Consider the following 17,526-nt stretch of genomic DNA (forward strand, 5'->3'; position numbering starts at 1 on the left):
GAGCTCAGGGCAACTGCTCGCCGATCGCGGCGACGTCGTCCGGGTCGATGCCGTAGAGGCTGCCGAAAACGGACACGGCCTGGTAGTAGATCCACGCGATGGAGTAGCAGGCCGGCCGGGTCGCCGCCGGATAGGTCCGGCACTTGCGCTTGATGTCCTCGTAGAGGGCGACGTCGAGCCGCTTCTTGTTCTCGGCGAAGATCCCGCCCGCGCGCTTGTAGTTCCCGTACCCGAAATCGTGCCGCCAGCAGGCCAGATGCAGGTCGAACCCGAACGGGCGGTCCGGGCTGACCGAGCAGTAGTCGGTGCCCCAGTCGAACTTGTAGTCGGCCCACTTGTCACGGTCCTGCCGGGCCGCGTTCCAGGCGTCGTAGCTGGCCTGACTGGTCTGCGTGAAGGACGCGAGGACGGCGAGCCGGTCCGGCGGGGTGGCCGCCTGCGCGGGCCCGGCCAGGCCGATGACCAGCACCGACGCGACGGCGGCGGCAATCGTCGATCGAAACATTCAACATCTCCTTGGCGTACGGGGGCCGCCCAGTCTCACCGCCACCGGCCTCGAAAATCTCTGGTTACCGCCCCAGTTCTCAATCAGCGCGGATTCCCCGCCCACCATGAATTGCGACGGCTCGACGCCCGCGCCCGCCGATGTCACTGTGGTCGATGGCCTTCGCGCGGCGGGCCGCCGTGGAGCTGACCCGACCCGGGCGAGCGCGCCGCCCGCGGCCGGCCGATCGTGACGTCTGCGCGCCCACGGTGACCTCGCACCTGGCGGCCCGTGCTGACGGGGGCGGCCCGTTAGGTTGGGCGCATGATCGTCGTACGCTCGCTGCTGCTCTTTGTCCTGGCCGCGCTCGCCGAGATCGGCGGCGCGTGGCTGATCTGGCAGGGTTGGCGCGAGAATCGCGGCCTGTGGTGGGTCGCCGCCGGCGTGATCGCGCTCGGCGCGTACGGCTTCGTGGCCACCCTGCAGCCGGACGCCAACTTCGGCCGCATCCTCGCCGCGTACGGTGGGGTCTTCGTCGCCGGCTCGCTGGCCTGGGGCATGGTGGTCGACCGTTTCCGCCCAGACCGCTGGGACCTGCTCGGCGCCGGGATCTGCCTGCTCGGCGTCGCCGTGATCATGTACGCGCCCCGGAGTGCCCAGTGATGAACCTCGTCCCGCGTTTCCCGGTCGACGACGCCGAGCTCAGCGCCCTGCACGCCCGCGCCTTCGGCGGCGATCCGGCCGAGGTCCGCCCGTGGGCGGACCGCCTGCAGCGTCACGCGCTGACCTGGATCGGCGCGTTCGACGGCGCCCGCCTGACCGGTTTCGTCCAGGTCTCCTGGGACGGCGGCCCGCACGCGTTCCTCCTGGACACCGCCGTCGACCCGGACCGGCAGGGCCAGGGTGTCGGCGCCGCCCTGGTCAGGGCCGCCGCCGACCAGGCCCGGGCCGCCGGCTGCGAGTGGCTGCACGTCGACTTCGAGCCCCACCTGGAGCACTTCTACCTCGACGCCTGCGGCTTCCGCCCGACCCCGGCCGGCCTGATCGCCCTCTGACCTTCAACCGGATGGGTCAGGCGGCGGCGACGGTGGTGGCTTGCAGGAGGTCGTCGATGGCTTCCGGGGGCAGGGGGCGGGCGAAGTGGAAGCCCTGGGCGTAGCGGTAGCCGAGTTCGTACAGCCGCCGCGCCTGCGCGGCCGTCTCGACGCCCTCGGCGACCGTGTGCAGGCCCATCGTCTCGGCGATGCCGGTCAGGGCGATGACGATGGCTTCCTGCTGGGGGCCGCCGCCGAGGCCGTCGACGAAGGACTTGTCGACCTTGATGGCGTCGACCGGGCAGGTGCGCAGCAGGCCGAGCGACGAGTGCCCGGTGCCGAAGTCGTCCAGGGCGATGGTCACCCCGAGCGCGGACAGCGCGTTCACCGTGGCCAGGGCGCGTCCGCCGGCGAACACCGCCGTCTCGGTGATCTCGACGGTCAACCGGGAGGCGGGCAGCCCGTGCCGTTCGAGCGCGGAGGAGACCACGTCGACCAGGGCCGGGTCGAGCAGCTGGCGGGCCGACACGTTGACCGCGATCGATCGTAGGACACCGGCACCGTGGCGACGTTCCCAGGCGGCGGCCTGGGCGCATGCGGCATCGATGATCCAGGCGCCGAGTTCGACGATCAGTCCGGTGTCCTCGGCGACCGGGATGAAGTCGGCCGGGGAGATCACCCGTCCGTCCTTGGACCAGCGGACCAGGGATTCGACGCCGGCCATCCGCCCGTGCGGCAGTTCCACGACCGGCTGGTAGAGCAGGTGGAACTCGCCCGCGGTCAGCGCGCGGCGCAGGTCGGCGGCGATCGTCGCCCGCTGCGTGAGCCGCTGTTCCAGCGACGCGTCGTAGCGGACCACGCGCGGGCCGGTGCCGCTCGCGGCCTCCCGCAGCGCGATCTCGGCCTGCCGGTAGAGCTCCCCGGTCCCGGTCGCGATCCCGACCGAGATCTCCACCAGTACGTCGTGCCCGGCGGCGTTCAGCGGCTCGGCGTTCGCACTGGTCAGGCGCTCGACGACGTCGGTCGAGCCGGGCAGCAGCAGACCGAACTCGTCGCCACCCAGGCGGGCGATCACGGCCCGGTCGCCCGAGATCACATGCAGACGATTTGCGTACGCGATGAGCAGCGCGTCCCCGACCTCCGACCCCAGCCCGTCGTTGACCGCCCGGAACTCCCGCAGGTCGATGAGCACCACGGTGTGCGGCCCGGCCGCGCCGGCCGCCGCGGCGGTGAAGTACCGGCGGCTGAACAGCCCGGTCAGCTCGTCGTGCATGGCCTGGCGGGCCACGGTGCGCAGCAGCGTCCCGTTCTCGGCCAGCGCCACCGCCTGCCGGGCCACGACCAGCAGCAGCAGGCACGTCGTCCCGGCCACCTGGACGGTGCTGAGGTGACCGGTGCGCACGAACACGGTGGCCACCAGCACGCTGGTCAGCCCGGTGGCGACCAGCGGGATCGCGGTGCCGCGCCGATGTCCGGGCAGGTCCACCGCCCGTACGCGATGATCGGGGTCATCGGTGAGATGCCGTTGCTGCGCGTGCGCGGCGAGCGCGCCGAACAGGCCGACGAACGGCAGCACGGCGGCGCTGCCGTTGAGGTGCGGCCACGGTGTGAGCAGGGTCATCAGGACCGTGGAGAGCGGCCCGGCCAGTCCGATCGGGGCCAGCCACCACAGGGCGGAGCGGGGGACGGGGCTGCGCCGCGCCGCCATGATCTTGACGACGACGGTGGCGCCGGCGACCGCGATGGCCATCATGGCGATGTTCAGCCACCAGGCCGACGTGCTGACGCCGAAACGATTCATGAACCAGCCGACGTACTCGGACGCGGCGATGCCGCCGGTGACCGCGATCACGGCGACGTCGAGCACGGCGGTCGTCAGCTGCCGCCAGGAGCTGCCGCCGCCGGGGAGGCGGAGCAGGCCGGCGATGGCCAGGACGGTGCCGATCACGTAGAGCAGCAGCGTGTGGGCGCCGATCGGCGGCATGTCGGTGAACGGCATGGTGCAGATGTCGACGCTCTGGCTGACCGCGGCGACCCCGACCATGCCCATCGCCACGGACAGGCGGGCCCAGAACGTACGCAGATCGCCGTCTGTTCTTTCCGATGCGGCGCGGAAAGCGGCGACGGCCGTCGCGACGCCGGCCACCGCCGGGCCCCACACCAGCAGCTTCGAGAAGCCGGTATGGGTGCCCAGCAGGATGAACAGCACCTCGGCCACGGCCATGACCAGGGCGATCGGCGTGAACCAGGCTCGCCAGCGGGCCACCTCGCGCCTCCCTCGTCATGGACTCTTACGTCGCATGTCGAGAGATCGGCTCGGATGGTTGCGAGCTGAGGGTCTTCCGGTTGTGGTGCGCGCCGCGTCGGCGATTCCGATCAGTGGTGGGGGCCGTTCGGCGGCCAGCCGGGGCGTCCCGGGCCCATCGGGCCGCCCGGGTAGCGGGTGGAGCCGTAGCGCTGGACCGTGAGCTGCCACAGCCCCCGGTAGGGGCCGCCGGCCCGGTCGCAGTCGAAGCGCGACCACTGGTTCTGCGAGCGTCCGGTGTTGCCGACCCACTGGCAGTCGTTGGCCGCGGAGAAGTACCCGATCGTGTCGAAATTGCGCGGCGGCTGGGGTGCGGCGGTCGCCGCCGGAATCGGGCCGGCCAGCGTGCACAGGCCGACTACCAGCGCCAATACTTTCGACCTACTCATTTTCCCACTTCTTCCGTATTCGGTTTCTGGTGGATTCAGTACATCACGCAATTGTGCTCCGAAAGTGGGTTCGGAGCTATCCGCCCTATTCCTTGAAATGAACCGGAAATGACCGCAGAATGCGTCCCATCCGATTTCTTACACCGTAGTGGGGCGATCATGGTGGCGGGTGACGATTCGAGGCGTGCTCGATCGTCATAGCGGGGACAAGGTTGTTCGAGGAGAGGGGCCAGACATGCGGTACGCACTGCTCATGCACTACGGGGAGCCGGCCGACGGGGAGCTGGGCGAGGAGGTGATCGCCGAGGCCCGGCGGCAGTTCGACGTCTACGCCAAGGCCCTTGAGCAGGCCGGGGTGCTGCTGTCGGCCGACGTCCTGCAGCCGACGTTCGCCACTACCACCGTCACCCGCCGCGAGGACGGGCCGAGGGTGCAGGACGGGCCGTTCGCCGAGACCAAGGAGGTGCTGGCCGGGATCTTCCTGATCGACGTGGCCGACCTCGACGCGGCGATCGGCTGGGCCGGCAAGTGCCCGGGCGCGAAGTGGGGCTCGGTCGAGGTGCGGCCGGTGGCCACCGCGTTCCTCGACGGCCGATGGTCGAGCTGACCGGTTTGGCCGCCCGGGACCGGTACGGGCGGCTGCTGGCGCTGCTGTCCGCCTCGACCGGTGACGTCGCCGCGGCCGAGGACGCGCTGGGCGACGCCTTCGAACAGGCCGTGCGGACCTGGCCGGACCGCGGTACCCCGGACAACGGCGACGGCTGGCTGCTGACCGTGGCCCGCAACCGGCTGCGGGACCGGTGGCGGTCGGCCGAGTTCCGGCGGGTGATCCCGCTCGACCCGGAGCGGGACGCCCCCGTCCACGTCGACGACCTCGACGTGGACGCGATCCCGGATCGGCGCCTGGAACTGATGCTGGTCTGCGCGCACCCGGCCATCGACCCGGCGGTGCACACGCCGCTGATGCTCAACACCGTGCTCGGCTTCACCGCCGAGCAGATCGGGCGGGCCTACTCGACACCGGGGGCGACGATGGCCACCCGACTGGTGCGGGCCAAGAAGCGGATCAAGGCGGCCGGGATCGCGTTCCGGCTGCCGGACCGCGGGGACCTGCCGGGCCGGATGACCGCGGTGCTCGAAGCCGTGTACGGCGCCTACGCGATCGACGCGACCGGGGAGGCGCTGCACCTGGCCGAACTGCTCGCCGCGCTGGCGCCGGAGGATCCGGAGGTGCACGGGCTGGCCGCGCTGATGCAGCTGGTGGCCGCCCGGGCCGGGGCGCGACTGGATGCCGGCGGGCGGTTCGTGCCGCTGGCCGAGCAGGATCCGCAGCGCTGGGACCGGGGACTGATCGGGCGGGCCCACGAGCATCTACGGGCCGCGCACGCGCGCGGACGGCTCGGCCGGTTCCAGCTGGAAGCGGCCGTGCAGGCCGTGCACTGCGTGCGGCCGACCGACTGGCCGGCGCTGCTCGGGCTGCACGAGGTACTGGACTCGGTCGCGCCGTCACTGGGCGGCAGTGTCGCCCACGCCGTGGTGGTGGCCGAGGTCGAAGGAGCGCAGGCCGGTCTGGCGCGGCTCGACGCGCTGCCGGGGGAGAGCTTCCAGCCGGCTCAGGCCGCCCGGGCGCATCTGCTGGAGCGGCTCGGGCGGGTGGGGGAGGCCGGCACGGCGTACCGAAGGGCAATTGATCTCACCGCAGCGGGTGAGGAGCGGGATTACCTGGAGAAACGCCTGGCCGGGCTCGGTCGGTAGGACTGTCGAACTCCTGGGTGCCGAGCACCCGCAGCAGGTCCAGCCGTTCCCGGGCCTCGGCGTCGGCCGGGGTCAGGACCAGCAGCTGCTGGCGCAGGTCGGGCGTGACCAGGGTTTCGCAGTCGAGCAGGACCGGGCCGACCCGGGGGTGGACCATCGTCTTGCGGTCGGAGCGACGCACCTTGACCTCGTGCTCCTCCCAGCGCTCGCGGAACTCGGCGCTGGCCGCCCGCAGCCGGGCGACGAGCCGGTCGACGTCCGGGTCACCGGCGCGGCGGCCGACGACCGCCCGCAGATCGGACACCAGCTGCCGGGCGTGCCGGTCGGTCTGGCCGGCCGGGTGCACGACCCGGGATTCGGGCTCGGTGAACCACCGGTAGATCAGATAGCGCTTGTCGCCGGTGAAGTGCGTGTGGTCGCCGGTGAGCAGCATCGACATCCGGTTCTGGGCCAGGACCTCGCCGAGATCGGAGATGACCATGGCCGGGGTGGCGTCGAGCAGGTCGAGCATGCGGATCAGCCCGGCGCGGGCCAGCAGCGCGACGCCCTCGGTGCTCGGCGGCTGCTGCCCGGCCAGGTAGAACAGGTGGTCGCGTTCGTCGTCGGTCAGGCGCAGCGCGCGGGCCAGGGCGGTGAGTAGCTGGGCCGACGGCTGGCTGCTGCGGCCCTGCTCCAGGCGCACGACGTAGTCGACCGACATGCCGGCCAGCGCCGCCACCTCCTCGCGGCGCAGGCCCGGGGCGCGGCGGCGCGGGCCCGTGGCCAGCCCGGCCTCGGCCGGGCGGATCGCCTCGCGGCGGCGGCGCAGGAAGTCGGCGAGCTGTTCACGCTGCATGCGTTCCATGCTCTCGCGCGCGGGCCGGCTCAGACAGGGAGCGGGTTGCATAGGATCAGCGGTCCTCTGCCGGCCGGCGGTTCGCGGCGGCAGGCTGGTCGGCATGCAGACACGAACTCTGGGCACCGACGGGCCGGCCGTCTCCACGCTGGGCCTGGGCGCGATGGGCATGACCGACGGGGTGTACGGGAACAACGACCGCGCCGAGAGCATCGCCACCGTGCACGCCGCGCTGGACGCCGGACTCACCCTGATCGACACCAGCGACCACTACGGCGCCGGGCACAACGAGATGCTGCTGGGCGAGGCGCTGCGCGGCCGGCCACGCGACAGCTACCTGCTCAGCGTCAAGTTCGGGGCGCTGCTGCAGCCCGGTGGCGGCTTCAGCGGGCAGGACAACCGGCCCGCCGCGGTGAAGAACTTCCTGATCCACTCGCTGACCCGGCTCGGCGTCGATCACGTCGACATCTACCGCCCGGCCCGGCTCGACCCGGACGTGCCGATCGAGGAGACCGTCGGCGCGATCAAGGAGATGATCGACGCCGGGTACGTGCGGCACGTCGGGCTCTCCGAGGTCGGCGCCGACACCATCCGGCGGGCACACGCCGTGCACCCGGTCGCCGACCTGCAGATCGAGTACTCGCTGATCTCCCGCGCGGTCGAGCCGGAAGTGCTGCCCACCCTGCGAGAGCTGGGCATCGGCATGACCGCGTACGGGGTGCTGAGCCGCGGCCTGATCTCCGGGCACTGGAGTGCGGCCGGCACCGGGCGGCCCGGCGACAACCGGGGGCGCATGCCGCGGTTCCAGGGCGAGAACGCCGAGCACAACCTGGCCCTGGTCGAGGCGCTGCGCCGGGTCGCCGAGGCCAAGGGCGCGACCGTGGCGCAGCTGGCCATCGCCTGGGTGGCGGCCCAGGGCGAGGACATCGTGCCGGTGGTCGGTGCCCGTACCCGTACGCGATTGTCCGAAGCCCTGCCCGCGGCCGACCTGAAGCTGTCGGCAGCCGATCTCGAAGAGATCGAGAAGGCGGTGCCGAAGGGCGCAGCCCGAGGCGACCGCTATCCGACGGCGATGATGTCGAGCGTCGGCGTCGGCAACTGACGCGCTGACCGTCAGCCGTCGTCGCTCAACCGGAGCCGGCCGCCGGTGGTCAGCTCCGGTTTGAGGACGAGCTTGACCACGTGCGTCGCGCTCGTCGCGTGATCGACGCCGGCGCCGACGGTCACCACGCTCCACAGGCCGGCCTTCGCCTCACCCTTGCGGGTGTTCGTGACGACCACCTGAAGCTGAACCTCGACACTCTCACAGGTGAACGAGAGGTTCTTGCCCTGCGCCCGGTCGACGGCCTCCTCCAGCTGATCACGTAGGGACTCCAGCGCGTCGGCCAGCAGCAGGTCACCCTGCATCAGACCGCCCTGGGACAGCTTCTCGGCAGCATCCACATCGCCATTCATACCGGTCCGCGAATGCGGACGGCATCGACCATCCGGAGGTACGCATCGGCGAAGATCTACCCCGATAGTCATCCGGAAGTGTCTATTGAGGGCGCCCGGCGGCGATTCGGCCGGTGGCACACTGATCCGAAAGTCCACCGTAGTCCGGGTGATCGGTCCTCTGCATGACGTGTGCGGATCCATTTAGGGTGAACGCGACGCCGGCTTCGGCCATTGATCAATGCCATCGCGTCTTTCTACGGGATCCGGGAGTTCGGTGATGGGGCGGCGGGTCGAGCAGATCGTCCGGATCAGCCGGGACGCCGGGCGGTCCGGGCGCGGCTCGGGCTACGTCATCGCCCCCGGCCTCGTGCTCACCGCCGGTCACGTCGTCGACGGCCTGGACGACCCGGCCCGGCTGCACGTCGGGCGCCTGCCCGGCGGCGACCTCACCGTCACCGAGATCATCCGGGCCGGCTCCACCGACCTGGACATCGCGCTGCTGCGGGTGCGCAAGGACGACACCGACGAGGTCGCGACCTATGCCGTCGTCGACGTCGACGAGCCGGTCGAGATGTCGGCCACCGGCTTTCCGAGGGTCCAGAGACAGGATCAACATCGAGATCCCGAGAACGTACGCGGGGTGAGCGAACCCCTGTCCGGCCCGCACGACGCGATCTCGCTGGACGTCACCTCGTCCGTCCCGATCGACGAGGCCGGCTGGTCCGGGTTCTCCGGCGCCGCCGTGTTCACGGTCGGCGGCATGCTGCTCGGCGTCGTCGTCACCTCGCACAGCGGGTTCGGCGGCCGGCGCCTGGAAGCAGTGCCGATCACCCGGCTGCTCGACGACCCGCGGCTGCGCCCGGCGCTGCCCACCGCCTGGCACAGCAGCGCCCGGCGCTACCTGAGCCACCTGCTGGCCTTCCGGATCGGCTCCGACCTGTCGATCCGGGTGCGCGGCTTCGAACCGCTGATGACCGCCTCGCTGCGCGAGAGCCTGCTCGCCTCCTGGCTCAAACCGCTGCGGGCCGAGTTCCAGGTGGTCCCGTTCATCGGCCGCGACGAGGCGCTGGGCCGGCTGTCCGGCTGGCTGAGCCCGACCGGGCCCCGGTTCAGCTTCGCCGTGGTCACCGGCCCGGCCGGCAGCGGCAAGAGCCGGACCGCGGCCGAACTGTGCCGGCGCGCGATCGCCGACGGCTGGGTGGCCGGGCTGGCCGAGAACTGGACCCGAACCGCGCAGGCCGACCTGGCCAACCTGCGCCTGCCGGTGCTGCTGGTGCAGGACTACATGGACAACAGCGCCGAGGCGGCGGCCAACTTCATCGAGCGGGCCATCGCCCTCGACCGCAAGGAACCGATCCGGGTCCTGTTCCTGGTGCGCTCCGCGGACCGCTTCATCCGGCAGGTCAACGCCGGCATGACCTACGACGACATCCTGCCCGCCGAGGTCATCCGGCTGCAGTCGCAGCAGCTCACCGAGCCGGAACGCCGCGAGCACTACGACCGGGCGTCGGCGGCGTTCGCCACCCTGCGCGGCGTCGACCGGCCGGCCGGGCGCACCGGCGACCGGGTGCTGGCCGCCTACCCGACCCCGCTGCTGGTGCACGCGCAGGCCCTGGTCGACCTGATCGACGAACCGGACGAGACCGGTGACGCCGACCCCGACGCGCTGGCCTACCGCCTGCTCGACCGGCTGCTGGGCCGCGAGGACGAGAAGTTCTGGGAACCGGCGCTCACCGAGTTCCACGTACGCCCGGACACCCGGCAGGACTGCTTCGCCATCGCCAGCATCGTCGACGCCGTCTCGGCCGACGACGCCGGCCGGCTGCTCACCCTGGCCCGCGGCCTGGACGGCAAGGTGGACCTGGCCACGGCCATCGCCGAGCGGATGAGCGAGATCTACGCCGACGAGGGCTTCCTGCCCCCGGTGCAGCCCGACCTGCTCGGCGAGCGCCTGGTCGAACGCCGCCTGCTGGACAACCTGAAGATCGACAAGCTGTTCGTGGTGGCCGACGCGCCGGCCCAGCGGTCCCGGATGCTGGAGATCCTGCTGCGCATGTGCGGGTCGCCGTACCCGTCGGCGCGGGGCAAGGCCACCGCCGCCCTGGAACGCATCCTCGGCGAACATCTGACCGAGCTGGTCGGGCAGGCGGTCGCGTACACGTCCGGCCCGGGGGACCCGGTGACCGATCCGCTGGCCGACCGGGTGGCCGCGGCCCTGTCGCTGGTCCAGGTGCCGGGCGCCGCGGTCGGGGCCGCCCGGGTGGAGTTCCCGCTGGCCAGCCGGATGCAAGCGCTGGCCGCGGCCGTGTACGAGCAGGCGGCCCAGCACGCCGAACAGGAACACGACCAGAACGCGATGATCGACATGCTGCAGAAGGCGACTATCGCGCGGATCCAGGCCGGTCAGCCCGACGCCGCCCTGCCGCTGTCGTCGCGGATGATGAGCGTGGCCTCCCGGGTGCCGGACCTGGGGCAGCAGCAGCGGCTCGGGCGGGTGCTGGGGTCGCAGTCACTGGTGCGGGTGTGGACCGGGAACGCGACCGGGGCGGTCGAATCGGCGCGGCGGGCCGTGTCGATGATCGAGGAGGCGGCCCAGGAGTCCGAAGACCCGGGACAGTTCGTGGAGGCGCTCGCCGAGTCCCGCAACATCCTGGTCCAGGTACTGATCATGGCGGCCGAGCCACTACAAGCAGCCGGTGTACTGGCCGACACCGTCGCTGATCTCGACCAACTGCCGCCGGCGACCGCGATCAAAGCTCTCGAGTTGCACACTCTGCTGGCCAACCTGTTCGAAGAGGCGCCGGAGGCGCTGTGGGCCACATCCCGAGCCCGTGAACTTCTTCCAGTCACTTCAGAGGACTACGCGGTGCAGACGATCATGTTGGCTTCGCTGCACGACGACAACGGCGACGAAACAGAGGCGCTGCGCTTCGTCGCCGAGGCGATCGACTCGGTCGATGCGTTGCCGAACCAGACGGCTGAGCAGGTCCGTTACCGCCGCTCCATGGTCCGGTTCGTTGCCGGGTCGGTGATCCTTGACCGGGACGAGGAGACCGCCGAGCGTTATCTCGCTGAGGCCCGTGCCGAGTTGGGCCATCTCTTCGACGACGCACCCGAGTTGTACGGCTCCGCCTACGTTGCGGTCCGGCTGGCCTGGGCCGCAATTCAAACGGGTGAGCAGGCCTTCCGCGAGATGTCGATCATCACTGACATCGTCGACGACCTCTTCCAGCGCCGGCCCGGAACCACGTGGGGCCTGCTCATCCTGTTGGCCATCGCCCGGGTGCCCATGCTCGTCGACGCCGAACGCGTGACCGACGCGGTTGCGGTAGTCGATGAGACGGTCGAGAAGATTGGCCGCTTCGAGATGCCTGGCGGGGCAGCTGCGATCGCTTCGCTGTTCATCATGAGGGCCGTCCTGATCTCCGAGTACTTGGAGGACGACGACGCGGCGCTTGCGGCGGTCGCCGAGGCCTGCCGCATCTACGAGAAGCTGGTCGCAGAGAATCCGGTGCAGTTCCTCGGCCAACTTGTCCATGCCCAGATCGCACGCATGGCCGCATTGGACGTGCTGGATCGCACCTCGGAGGTGATGGAGGCCTCCCAGGAAGCGATCAGCAACGCTGAGCGATTCGGCGAGCTGATCCGCTCCGACCTCGGGCTGAGGCTGCGCGCGGCCGTGCTGACCGCGCGTGGCCGCATCCATCGGGACAACGACCGGCTGACCGAGGCGCTCGCGGATCTGCGAGCCGCCCGCGCCGACCTGGCCGAGGTGACGGCCATCACCGACGAGGACGAGATCGAGGAGCTGGATGAGGAGATCCTGGAATTGGCCGAACACCTTGGTGTCGCCCCCGAACTCGGCGACGCACCCGAACCCCGGCCGGCGCTGCCGGTGACCGCCGCCGAGTCCGGCCCGGCTCCGGTGGCCGACGAGGTCCCGACCGACGAGACAGTGGCGGCCGCGCTGGGCCTCGCCCCCGTCCCCAAGGACGGCACGGCCAAGGTCGTCGTCGCCATCGACTTCGGCACCAACGGCACCGGTTACGCGTTCGCCCTGGTCAGCCCCGAGAACGACGACCCCACGAAACGTACGGTCTACTTCCGCGACGAATGGCCGAAAGCCCCCGCCCGCGGCGCCAAGGACCTGTCCGCCATCGTGGTCGACGAGAACCTGAAGCCGGTCGCCTGGGGCTACGAGGCGTACTCCTGGTGGCAGCTCAACTCCGCCTACAAGCGGGCCGAACTCAAACTGCGCGGATACGCGTACGCGTTCAAGATGGCCCTGAGCACCCATCCGGAGAACCGCCGGGTCGCCCGGTCCGAGGGCGACCTCGACCTGGACCAGGACGCCACCGTCCGCCGGTTGATCGTCTCGATGCTGCGCTACATGCGTGAGCAGGTGATGGCCCGGCTGAAGTCGCTCGACGTCGGCCTGACCCCGGACGACATCCGCTGGTGCATCACCGTGCCGGCGATCTGGACGGACGCGCAGAAGCAGCTCATGCGCCAGACCGCCGAGGAAGCCGGGCTCGACCCGGCCGACCAGGTGGTCATCGCCATCGAGCCGGAGACCGCCGCCCTGTACGGCATCCTCGACGCCCGCCGCCGCGGCACCGACGCCTCCCTGGAGGCCGGCGAGGCGCAACGGTTCATGGTCGTCGACTGCGGCGGCGGCACCATCGACATCTCGGCGTTCAGCGGCAGCATGACCGACGGCCGCCTGCAACTGGCCGAGATCGGTGGCGGCAGCACCGGCGCGGCGCTCGGTTCGCAGTACGTCAACGCCGCGTTCCGCACCGAACTGCTGCCCGCCCGGCTCGGTGTCGACCCGGTGGCGTTCCTGGAGGAGAACCACGCCGAACTGCTCAGCGAGCTGGAGAACCAGTGGGAGAAGGCCAAGCAGTCGGTCGCCGTGGCCGAGGGCGACGACGGCCGCCCGGTCATCTCCGGGCCGGTCTACCTGGACCTGACCGGCGTGTGGAAGGAGTTGCCGGGCCCGGTCCGCAAGCGGTTGATCGAGGCGGCCGACGGGGAGGGCCGCACCCTGTTCGTCACCGCCGACGAGGTCCAGGCCCTCTTTGACAAGATCATCGACCCGATCGTACGGCTGGTCCGGCGTGCCTTCACCGACCTGCTCGGCCACGTCCACGGCGCGCCGATCACCGTCCTGCTGGTCGGCGGTTTCGCCGTCAACGACTACCTGCGCGCCCGGATCGGCCACGAACTGCAGGGCGAGGCGACCGTGATCCGCCCGGCCGAGCCCCGGGAAGCGGTCCTGCACGGGGCGGTGCACTTCTGCTACGACCCGCGCCTGATCACACAACGAAGGGCCCGTCGGACGTACGGATTCCAGATCGCGATGCCGCTGCGCTCCGGCACGAAAGATCTGGAGCACGACATCTTCCGCCCCGAGGGCAGCAAACAGTGGCTGTGCCGGGACCGGTTCCAGATCGCGGTGCGCCGCTCCCAGGCCATCGACGTGAGTCAGACCTACCAGAAGGTGCTCACCCCGTCCTCCGCCGAGACCGCGAAGCTGCAGGTCAGCTTCTTCTCCAGCCGGCGCATCGACCCGGAGTACGTCAGCGACGAGGGCGTGGACCGGCTGGCCGAGATCACCATCGACATCAGCGGCAGCGTCGGGCGGCCACCGGCCGAACGCAAGGTGCGGCTGGAGATGAGCTTCGGCGACACCACGATCACCGCGACCGTCACCACCGTCGACACCGGGGAACGGCAGAAGGTCGACATCCCGTTCGAGACCCGGTTCGACGACCCCGACGCCCTTTAGCAGCAGGAGGAACCTGTGATTCGCTGGCTTCGCGCGCTGGTCGCGATCGCCGACACGCGCGACCGGATGAATCGGCTGGAGACTCCACCCGCGATCGAGGCGCCGCCGGCCGAGCCGCTCACGCCGGCCTCGCCGGCGGCGGAATCCGAGGCGGCCTCACTGGCTGAGGAATCCGAGCCGGTCTCGGCGATTGAGGAAGTGGAACCGGCCGAGGAGCCCGAGCCGGTCGAGCCGCCTCTGGACCTGGACGGGATCCGCGCCGAGCTGGGCACCCTGCGGGCCCGCCTGGTCGCTCTGTCCGGCGACACCGACGAGGACGACCTGGTCCACAACAGCCTCGCCGAGCTGTACCAGAACCTGGTCACCCAGCAGCTGCGCGAGGTCGCCCGGCTGCGCTGGGCCCGGATCCGCGCCGACCGCCCGGCCACCGACGGCCCGGCCGCGCAGGCCCGCCTGGTCCGCGAACTGCTCCGGCTCACCGTCACCGGCAGCGCCGACGAGCAGGACCTCACCGACTGGCTGACCGCGGACGGGGACGAGGTGAGCGGCCCGGAACGCCGGGCGATCGAGGGCGCCTGCGGCCAGGCCCGCCGCCTCACCACCGGACTGGCCGGCACCGGCAAGCCGGCCGCGTTCGTCGAGGACGTACCCCGCGGAAAGCCGCTCACCGAGGGCACCGGCCGCCCGTGGGCGAGCTGCTCACCGCAGGGCAGGGTCCTCTTCGTCGTCGCCCCCGCCTACGTCGTGCGTGGCCGGGTCCTGGCCGAACCCCTGGTCTTCACCGAGCAGGAGGAGGACGACGACTGATCACGTCAGCCGTCGGCCCGGATCCGCCGGGCGAGGCCCGCGTCCAGCGGATAGACCCGCTCCGGCGGCATCAACCGCTCCGCCTTGGCCGCCTGACCGGATTGGATCAGCGTCGCGACCTTCCGCACCGTCGGCGTGAGGTCGGTGATCCCGGTGATCCAGTCGTCGACGAAGGTCCGGATCAGCCCCCGCCCGATCCCCACCTGAATGCTGTACTGGTTGAGCGGCGCACCCCGCAGCGACCGCTCCGGATCCCACTGCAGGTGCACATCGGCCGCCTCGAACCGCCGGTTCCACTCGGCCGCGCTGCCGTACACGACCGGGTCGGGCGCGGTCAGCACCGCCCGAGCCAGCGCCTCTTCCCATCCGCCCCGGGTGATGCGCACCGCGAGGATGCGTTCCTGACCGGCCTTGCGCGCCCAGTTGCTGCGGTGCATGAGCCACCGCAGCGACGGCTTGATCCAGGTCATCCGGGTGAACGAGAACGGCGGCACGAACGTCCCGGCCGCCCGGGCCGCCTCGGCGATCGCAGGGGAGTAGGCCTGGTACACCACGATCGTCGAGGCATCGAAGTCGGCGCGGATCTGGCGGATCATGCCGGAAGTATCGCGAGCCGCACCAAACGATTTAGGCCGTGACCACCGAGGTGTCGCCGGGCGGCGGATCGGCCGGGTCGAGCCGGCGCTCGGCATCCTCGGCCCGATCCTCGGCCTCGGCCTCGTCGTCATCGGTCGGTTCGGTGCCCGGCGGTTCGTGATCCGGGGTCGGCTCCCCGCCCGGGTGGCTGACCAGGTAGCGGATCGCGGTGTTCAGCACGGCCAGCAGCGGCACCGCGACCAGACCACCGACGATGCCCGCGACCACGACACCGGTCGCGATGGCCAGGATCACGGCCAGGGGATGCAACGCCACCGCCCGGCCCATGATCAGCGGCTGGAGCACGTGACCCTCCAGCTGCTGCACGGCGACGACCACGGCCAGGATGCCCAGTGCGGTCACCGGCCCGTTGGCCACCAGCGCGATCAGCACGGCCACGGCCCCGCTGATCGTCGCGCCGATCACCGGGATGAACGCGCCGAGGAACACCAGCGCGGCCAGCGGCAGCGCCATCGGGACACGGAAGGCGAACAGCCCGATCCCGATGCCTACGGCATCGACAAAAGCCACAAGAACCGTTGCGCGTACGTACGAGACCAGCGTGTGCCACGCGTAGTGCCCCGACCGTGCGGTCGGCACCCGGGCGTCGCGCGGCAGCAACCGGCACAGGAACGACCAGATCTGGCCCCCGTCGCGCAGGAAGAAGAAGAGTGTGAACAGGACCAGGAAGAACCCGGTCACCACCTCGCCCACCGTGGTCGCGGTGCTCAGCGCGCCGCTGGTGAACGATCCCTGGCTGGACGTGAACGACTCGCGCGCCCGATCCACGTACTGGCTCAGTTGTTGATCCGTGACGTGCAGAGGGCTGTCCCGGAGCCAGCGCTGCACCTCGTCGATGCCCTGGCCCACCTTCGTCGACAGGTTGTCGAACTGGCCGATGAACGTCCGGACGATCAGCCCGAGCCCGCCGAACACCACGAGCAGTGCGGCGATCTCCACCAGGCCCGCGGCCAGCGACTTCTTCATGCCGTTGCGGATCATTACCGCGCTCAGCGGCTGGAACAGCGCGGCCAGCAGCATCGCCACCGCGACCGGGATGAGCACCACGTGCAGCAGCGCGACGATGCGCAGGAACAGGTACGCCGCGATCACGAAGAGGATGAAACGCCAGGCCCAGGCGCCGGCCGTGCGCACCCCGCGGGGCAGGACGTCGGCCGCGGACGGCGCGGGCTGGTTCACGACCACCACGGGAGCGGCGGTGTCGTGCAGATCGGGGCCGACCGTGAACGGCGGCGGCGTGTTGCGACTGGCGGCGGTCGCCAGTGTTGTCCGGGCGCGCTCCCGGACGGTCTGTGCCCAGCTCATCATGTTCCCCTTCGGTTGCAGGTTCGATGCCCGGGGACACGTGATTTCATGCTTGATCACGCCGTTTAAGGTCGCCGTATGTGGCGAATCGTGAGATGGGCGCTCGTCGCGCTGTGGCTGGTCGCCGCGGGCGCGGCCTGGTGGGGCGCGCCCCGCGAGACCGGCTACGACCGGGCGATCGCGGACATCACGGCCCACCGTGTGTCCGCCTACGAACTGGGCTCCCAGTGGCGCGACCAGTCCCCGGACCGCTGGTTCGCGATCCCCACCCTGGACGACAGCGGCCAGGACACGATCTTCGCCTGGCGCACACCGGACGGCCGCACCCATTGGACCGACGTCAGCGCCGTCCCCGACTTCCAGGGCCGGCTGGAGTCCTACCACTCGGCCAACGTGCTGAATCTGAGCACGCTGATCAACGGCATCGGCCTGCTGTTCACCCTGGTCTTCCTGGCCGTGCTGTGGGCCGGCCCGACCCCGGTCACCGCCACCCGCTGGTACTGGTGGTGGCTGTTCGCCCTGATCCCTTTCGGTCTCGGCCTGCTGTACTGGACCTTCCGCGAGGTGCCCTGGACCCGCCCGGAGATCCCGGAGTCCCGCCGCACCGGCTGGCGCGGCCTGGGCATCGCGATCCTGACGTCCGTCGCCATCTCGGTTGCCCTGTACGGCCTTACCCGCCTGGCCGGCGAGACGGCCTTCCCCGACGTCCTGAGCCCCTGACCCGGAA

The 17,526-nt window shown here is 70.9% G+C and carries 15 protein-coding genes; 8 read left to right on the forward strand and 7 right to left on the reverse strand.

Going from position 1 to position 17,526, the window contains the following annotated elements; translation table 11 throughout:
• Positions 1-4 precede the first annotated feature (4 nt).
• The gene (locus ACSHV8_RS12565) at positions 5-505 is read right to left on the reverse strand and encodes a phospholipase (RefSeq protein WP_436532551.1); all 501 of its coding nucleotides are present in this window, start codon (positions 503-505) and stop codon (positions 5-7) included.
• 303 nt (positions 506-808) lie between these two features.
• On the opposite strand from ACSHV8_RS12565, the gene ACSHV8_RS12570 reads away from it, so the two are divergent.
• Both ACSHV8_RS12570 and ACSHV8_RS12575 read left to right on the forward strand, forming a co-directional pair.
• Positions 809-1,147 (forward strand): YnfA family protein, encoded by a 339-nt coding sequence (locus tag ACSHV8_RS12570; protein ID WP_436532552.1) that lies wholly within the window; start codon positions 809-811, stop codon positions 1,145-1,147.
• Entirely contained in the window at positions 1,147-1,539 is a 393-nt protein-coding gene (locus ACSHV8_RS12575) for a GNAT family N-acetyltransferase (protein ID WP_436532554.1), read from the forward strand. Before ACSHV8_RS12570 ends, ACSHV8_RS12575 begins: the two co-directional genes overlap by 1 nt.
• Positions 1,540-1,555: 16 nt before the next feature.
• On the opposite strand, the gene ACSHV8_RS12580 is transcribed toward ACSHV8_RS12575, so the two are convergent.
• Together ACSHV8_RS12580 and ACSHV8_RS12585 are read right to left on the reverse strand one after the other, a co-directional pair.
• Positions 1,556-3,784 carry a putative bifunctional diguanylate cyclase/phosphodiesterase gene (locus tag ACSHV8_RS12580; RefSeq protein WP_436532556.1) on the reverse strand — a complete coding sequence of 743 codons (2,229 nt, stop codon included), beginning with the start codon at positions 3,782-3,784 and terminating at the stop codon, positions 1,556-1,558.
• 110 nt (positions 3,785-3,894) lie between these two features.
• On the reverse strand, positions 3,895-4,212 hold the full coding sequence (locus tag ACSHV8_RS12585) for a hypothetical protein (protein ID WP_436532558.1): 318 nt from the start codon (positions 4,210-4,212) through the stop codon (positions 3,895-3,897).
• Positions 4,213-4,447: 235 nt separating this feature from the next.
• Here ACSHV8_RS12585 and ACSHV8_RS12590 point away from each other — a divergent pair, with 235 nt between their 5' ends.
• Together ACSHV8_RS12590 and ACSHV8_RS12595 are read left to right on the forward strand one after the other, a co-directional pair.
• Positions 4,448-4,819, forward strand: coding sequence for a YciI family protein (locus ACSHV8_RS12590; protein WP_436532560.1), 372 nt, complete (start codon positions 4,448-4,450; stop codon positions 4,817-4,819).
• A complete protein-coding gene (locus tag ACSHV8_RS12595) occupies positions 4,807-5,967 on the forward strand; it encodes an RNA polymerase sigma factor (RefSeq protein ID WP_436532562.1) in 1,161 nt (386 codons plus the stop codon). Before ACSHV8_RS12590 ends, ACSHV8_RS12595 begins: the two co-directional genes overlap by 13 nt.
• Here the strand turns inward: ACSHV8_RS12595 and ACSHV8_RS12600 are convergent.
• On the reverse strand, positions 5,906-6,802 hold the full coding sequence (locus ACSHV8_RS12600; RefSeq protein ID WP_436532564.1) for a helix-turn-helix transcriptional regulator: 897 nt from the start codon (positions 6,800-6,802) through the stop codon (positions 5,906-5,908). The two genes, ACSHV8_RS12595 and ACSHV8_RS12600, sit on opposite strands and share 62 nt — an antisense overlap.
• Before the next feature lie 103 nt (positions 6,803-6,905).
• Between ACSHV8_RS12600 and ACSHV8_RS12605 the strand changes: the two genes are divergently transcribed.
• Entirely contained in the window at positions 6,906-7,904 is a 999-nt protein-coding gene (locus ACSHV8_RS12605; RefSeq protein ID WP_436532566.1) for an aldo/keto reductase, read from the forward strand.
• A gap of 11 nt (positions 7,905-7,915) precedes the next feature.
• On the opposite strand, the gene ACSHV8_RS12610 is transcribed toward ACSHV8_RS12605, so the two are convergent.
• Positions 7,916-8,245 (reverse strand): trypco2 family protein, encoded by a 330-nt coding sequence (locus tag ACSHV8_RS12610; protein WP_436532568.1) that lies wholly within the window; start codon positions 8,243-8,245, stop codon positions 7,916-7,918.
• A 271-nt stretch (positions 8,246-8,516) separates the two neighbouring features.
• On the opposite strand from ACSHV8_RS12610, the gene ACSHV8_RS12615 reads away from it, so the two are divergent.
• Both ACSHV8_RS12615 and ACSHV8_RS12620 read left to right on the forward strand, forming a co-directional pair.
• The gene (locus ACSHV8_RS12615; RefSeq protein ID WP_436532570.1) at positions 8,517-14,030 is read left to right on the forward strand and encodes a trypsin-like peptidase domain-containing protein; all 5,514 of its coding nucleotides are present in this window, start codon (positions 8,517-8,519) and stop codon (positions 14,028-14,030) included.
• Between the two features lie 15 nt (positions 14,031-14,045).
• Positions 14,046-14,837: a hypothetical protein gene (locus tag ACSHV8_RS12620; protein WP_436532572.1), complete on the forward strand. Its 792-nt coding sequence runs from the start codon at positions 14,046-14,048 to the stop codon at positions 14,835-14,837.
• 5 nt (positions 14,838-14,842) lie between these two features.
• Here ACSHV8_RS12620 and ACSHV8_RS12625 read toward each other — a convergent pair whose 3' ends face one another.
• Positions 14,843-15,433: a DUF4291 domain-containing protein gene (locus ACSHV8_RS12625; protein WP_436532574.1), complete on the reverse strand. Its 591-nt coding sequence runs from the start codon at positions 15,431-15,433 to the stop codon at positions 14,843-14,845.
• A 31-nt stretch (positions 15,434-15,464) separates the two neighbouring features.
• Positions 15,465-16,802, reverse strand: a complete 1,338-nt coding sequence (locus ACSHV8_RS12630; protein WP_436532576.1) for an AI-2E family transporter — start codon at positions 16,800-16,802, stop codon at positions 15,465-15,467.
• A 75-nt stretch (positions 16,803-16,877) separates the two neighbouring features.
• Here ACSHV8_RS12630 and ACSHV8_RS12635 point away from each other — a divergent pair, with 75 nt between their 5' ends.
• Entirely contained in the window at positions 16,878-17,519 is a 642-nt protein-coding gene (locus ACSHV8_RS12635) for a hypothetical protein (protein ID WP_436532577.1), read from the forward strand.
• Positions 17,520-17,526 lie beyond the last annotated feature (7 nt).

It is taken from the genome of Actinoplanes sp. HUAS TT8 (assembly GCF_051380535.1).
Taxonomy (GTDB): Bacteria; Actinomycetota; Actinomycetes; order Mycobacteriales; family Micromonosporaceae; genus Actinoplanes.

Bases quoted from the DNA above. Each gene is read 5' to 3' on its own strand.
- ACSHV8_RS12635 (WP_436532577.1), top strand. From the start codon at position 16,878: ATGTGGCGAATCGTGAGATGGGCGCTCGTCGCGCTGTGGCTGGTCGCC.
- ACSHV8_RS12575 (WP_436532554.1), top strand. From the start codon at position 1,147: ATGAACCTCGTCCCGCGTTTCCCGGTCGACGACGCCGAGCTCAGCGCC.
- ACSHV8_RS12605 (WP_436532566.1), top strand. From the start codon at position 6,906: ATGCAGACACGAACTCTGGGCACCGACGGGCCGGCCGTCTCCACGCTG.
- ACSHV8_RS12590 (WP_436532560.1), top strand. From the start codon at position 4,448: ATGCGGTACGCACTGCTCATGCACTACGGGGAGCCGGCCGACGGGGAG.
- ACSHV8_RS12570 (WP_436532552.1), top strand. From the start codon at position 809: ATGATCGTCGTACGCTCGCTGCTGCTCTTTGTCCTGGCCGCGCTCGCC.
- ACSHV8_RS12630 (WP_436532576.1), bottom strand. From the start codon at position 16,802: ATGATGAGCTGGGCACAGACCGTCCGGGAGCGCGCCCGGACAACACTG.
- ACSHV8_RS12585 (WP_436532558.1), bottom strand. From the start codon at position 4,212: ATGAGTAGGTCGAAAGTATTGGCGCTGGTAGTCGGCCTGTGCACGCTG.
- ACSHV8_RS12565 (WP_436532551.1), bottom strand. From the start codon at position 505: ATGTTTCGATCGACGATTGCCGCCGCCGTCGCGTCGGTGCTGGTCATC.
- ACSHV8_RS12600 (WP_436532564.1), bottom strand. From the start codon at position 6,802: ATGCAGCGTGAACAGCTCGCCGACTTCCTGCGCCGCCGCCGCGAGGCG.
- ACSHV8_RS12625 (WP_436532574.1), bottom strand. From the start codon at position 15,433: ATGATCCGCCAGATCCGCGCCGACTTCGATGCCTCGACGATCGTGGTG.
- ACSHV8_RS12595 (WP_436532562.1), top strand. From the start codon at position 4,807: ATGGTCGAGCTGACCGGTTTGGCCGCCCGGGACCGGTACGGGCGGCTG.
- ACSHV8_RS12615 (WP_436532570.1), top strand. From the start codon at position 8,517: ATGGGGCGGCGGGTCGAGCAGATCGTCCGGATCAGCCGGGACGCCGGG.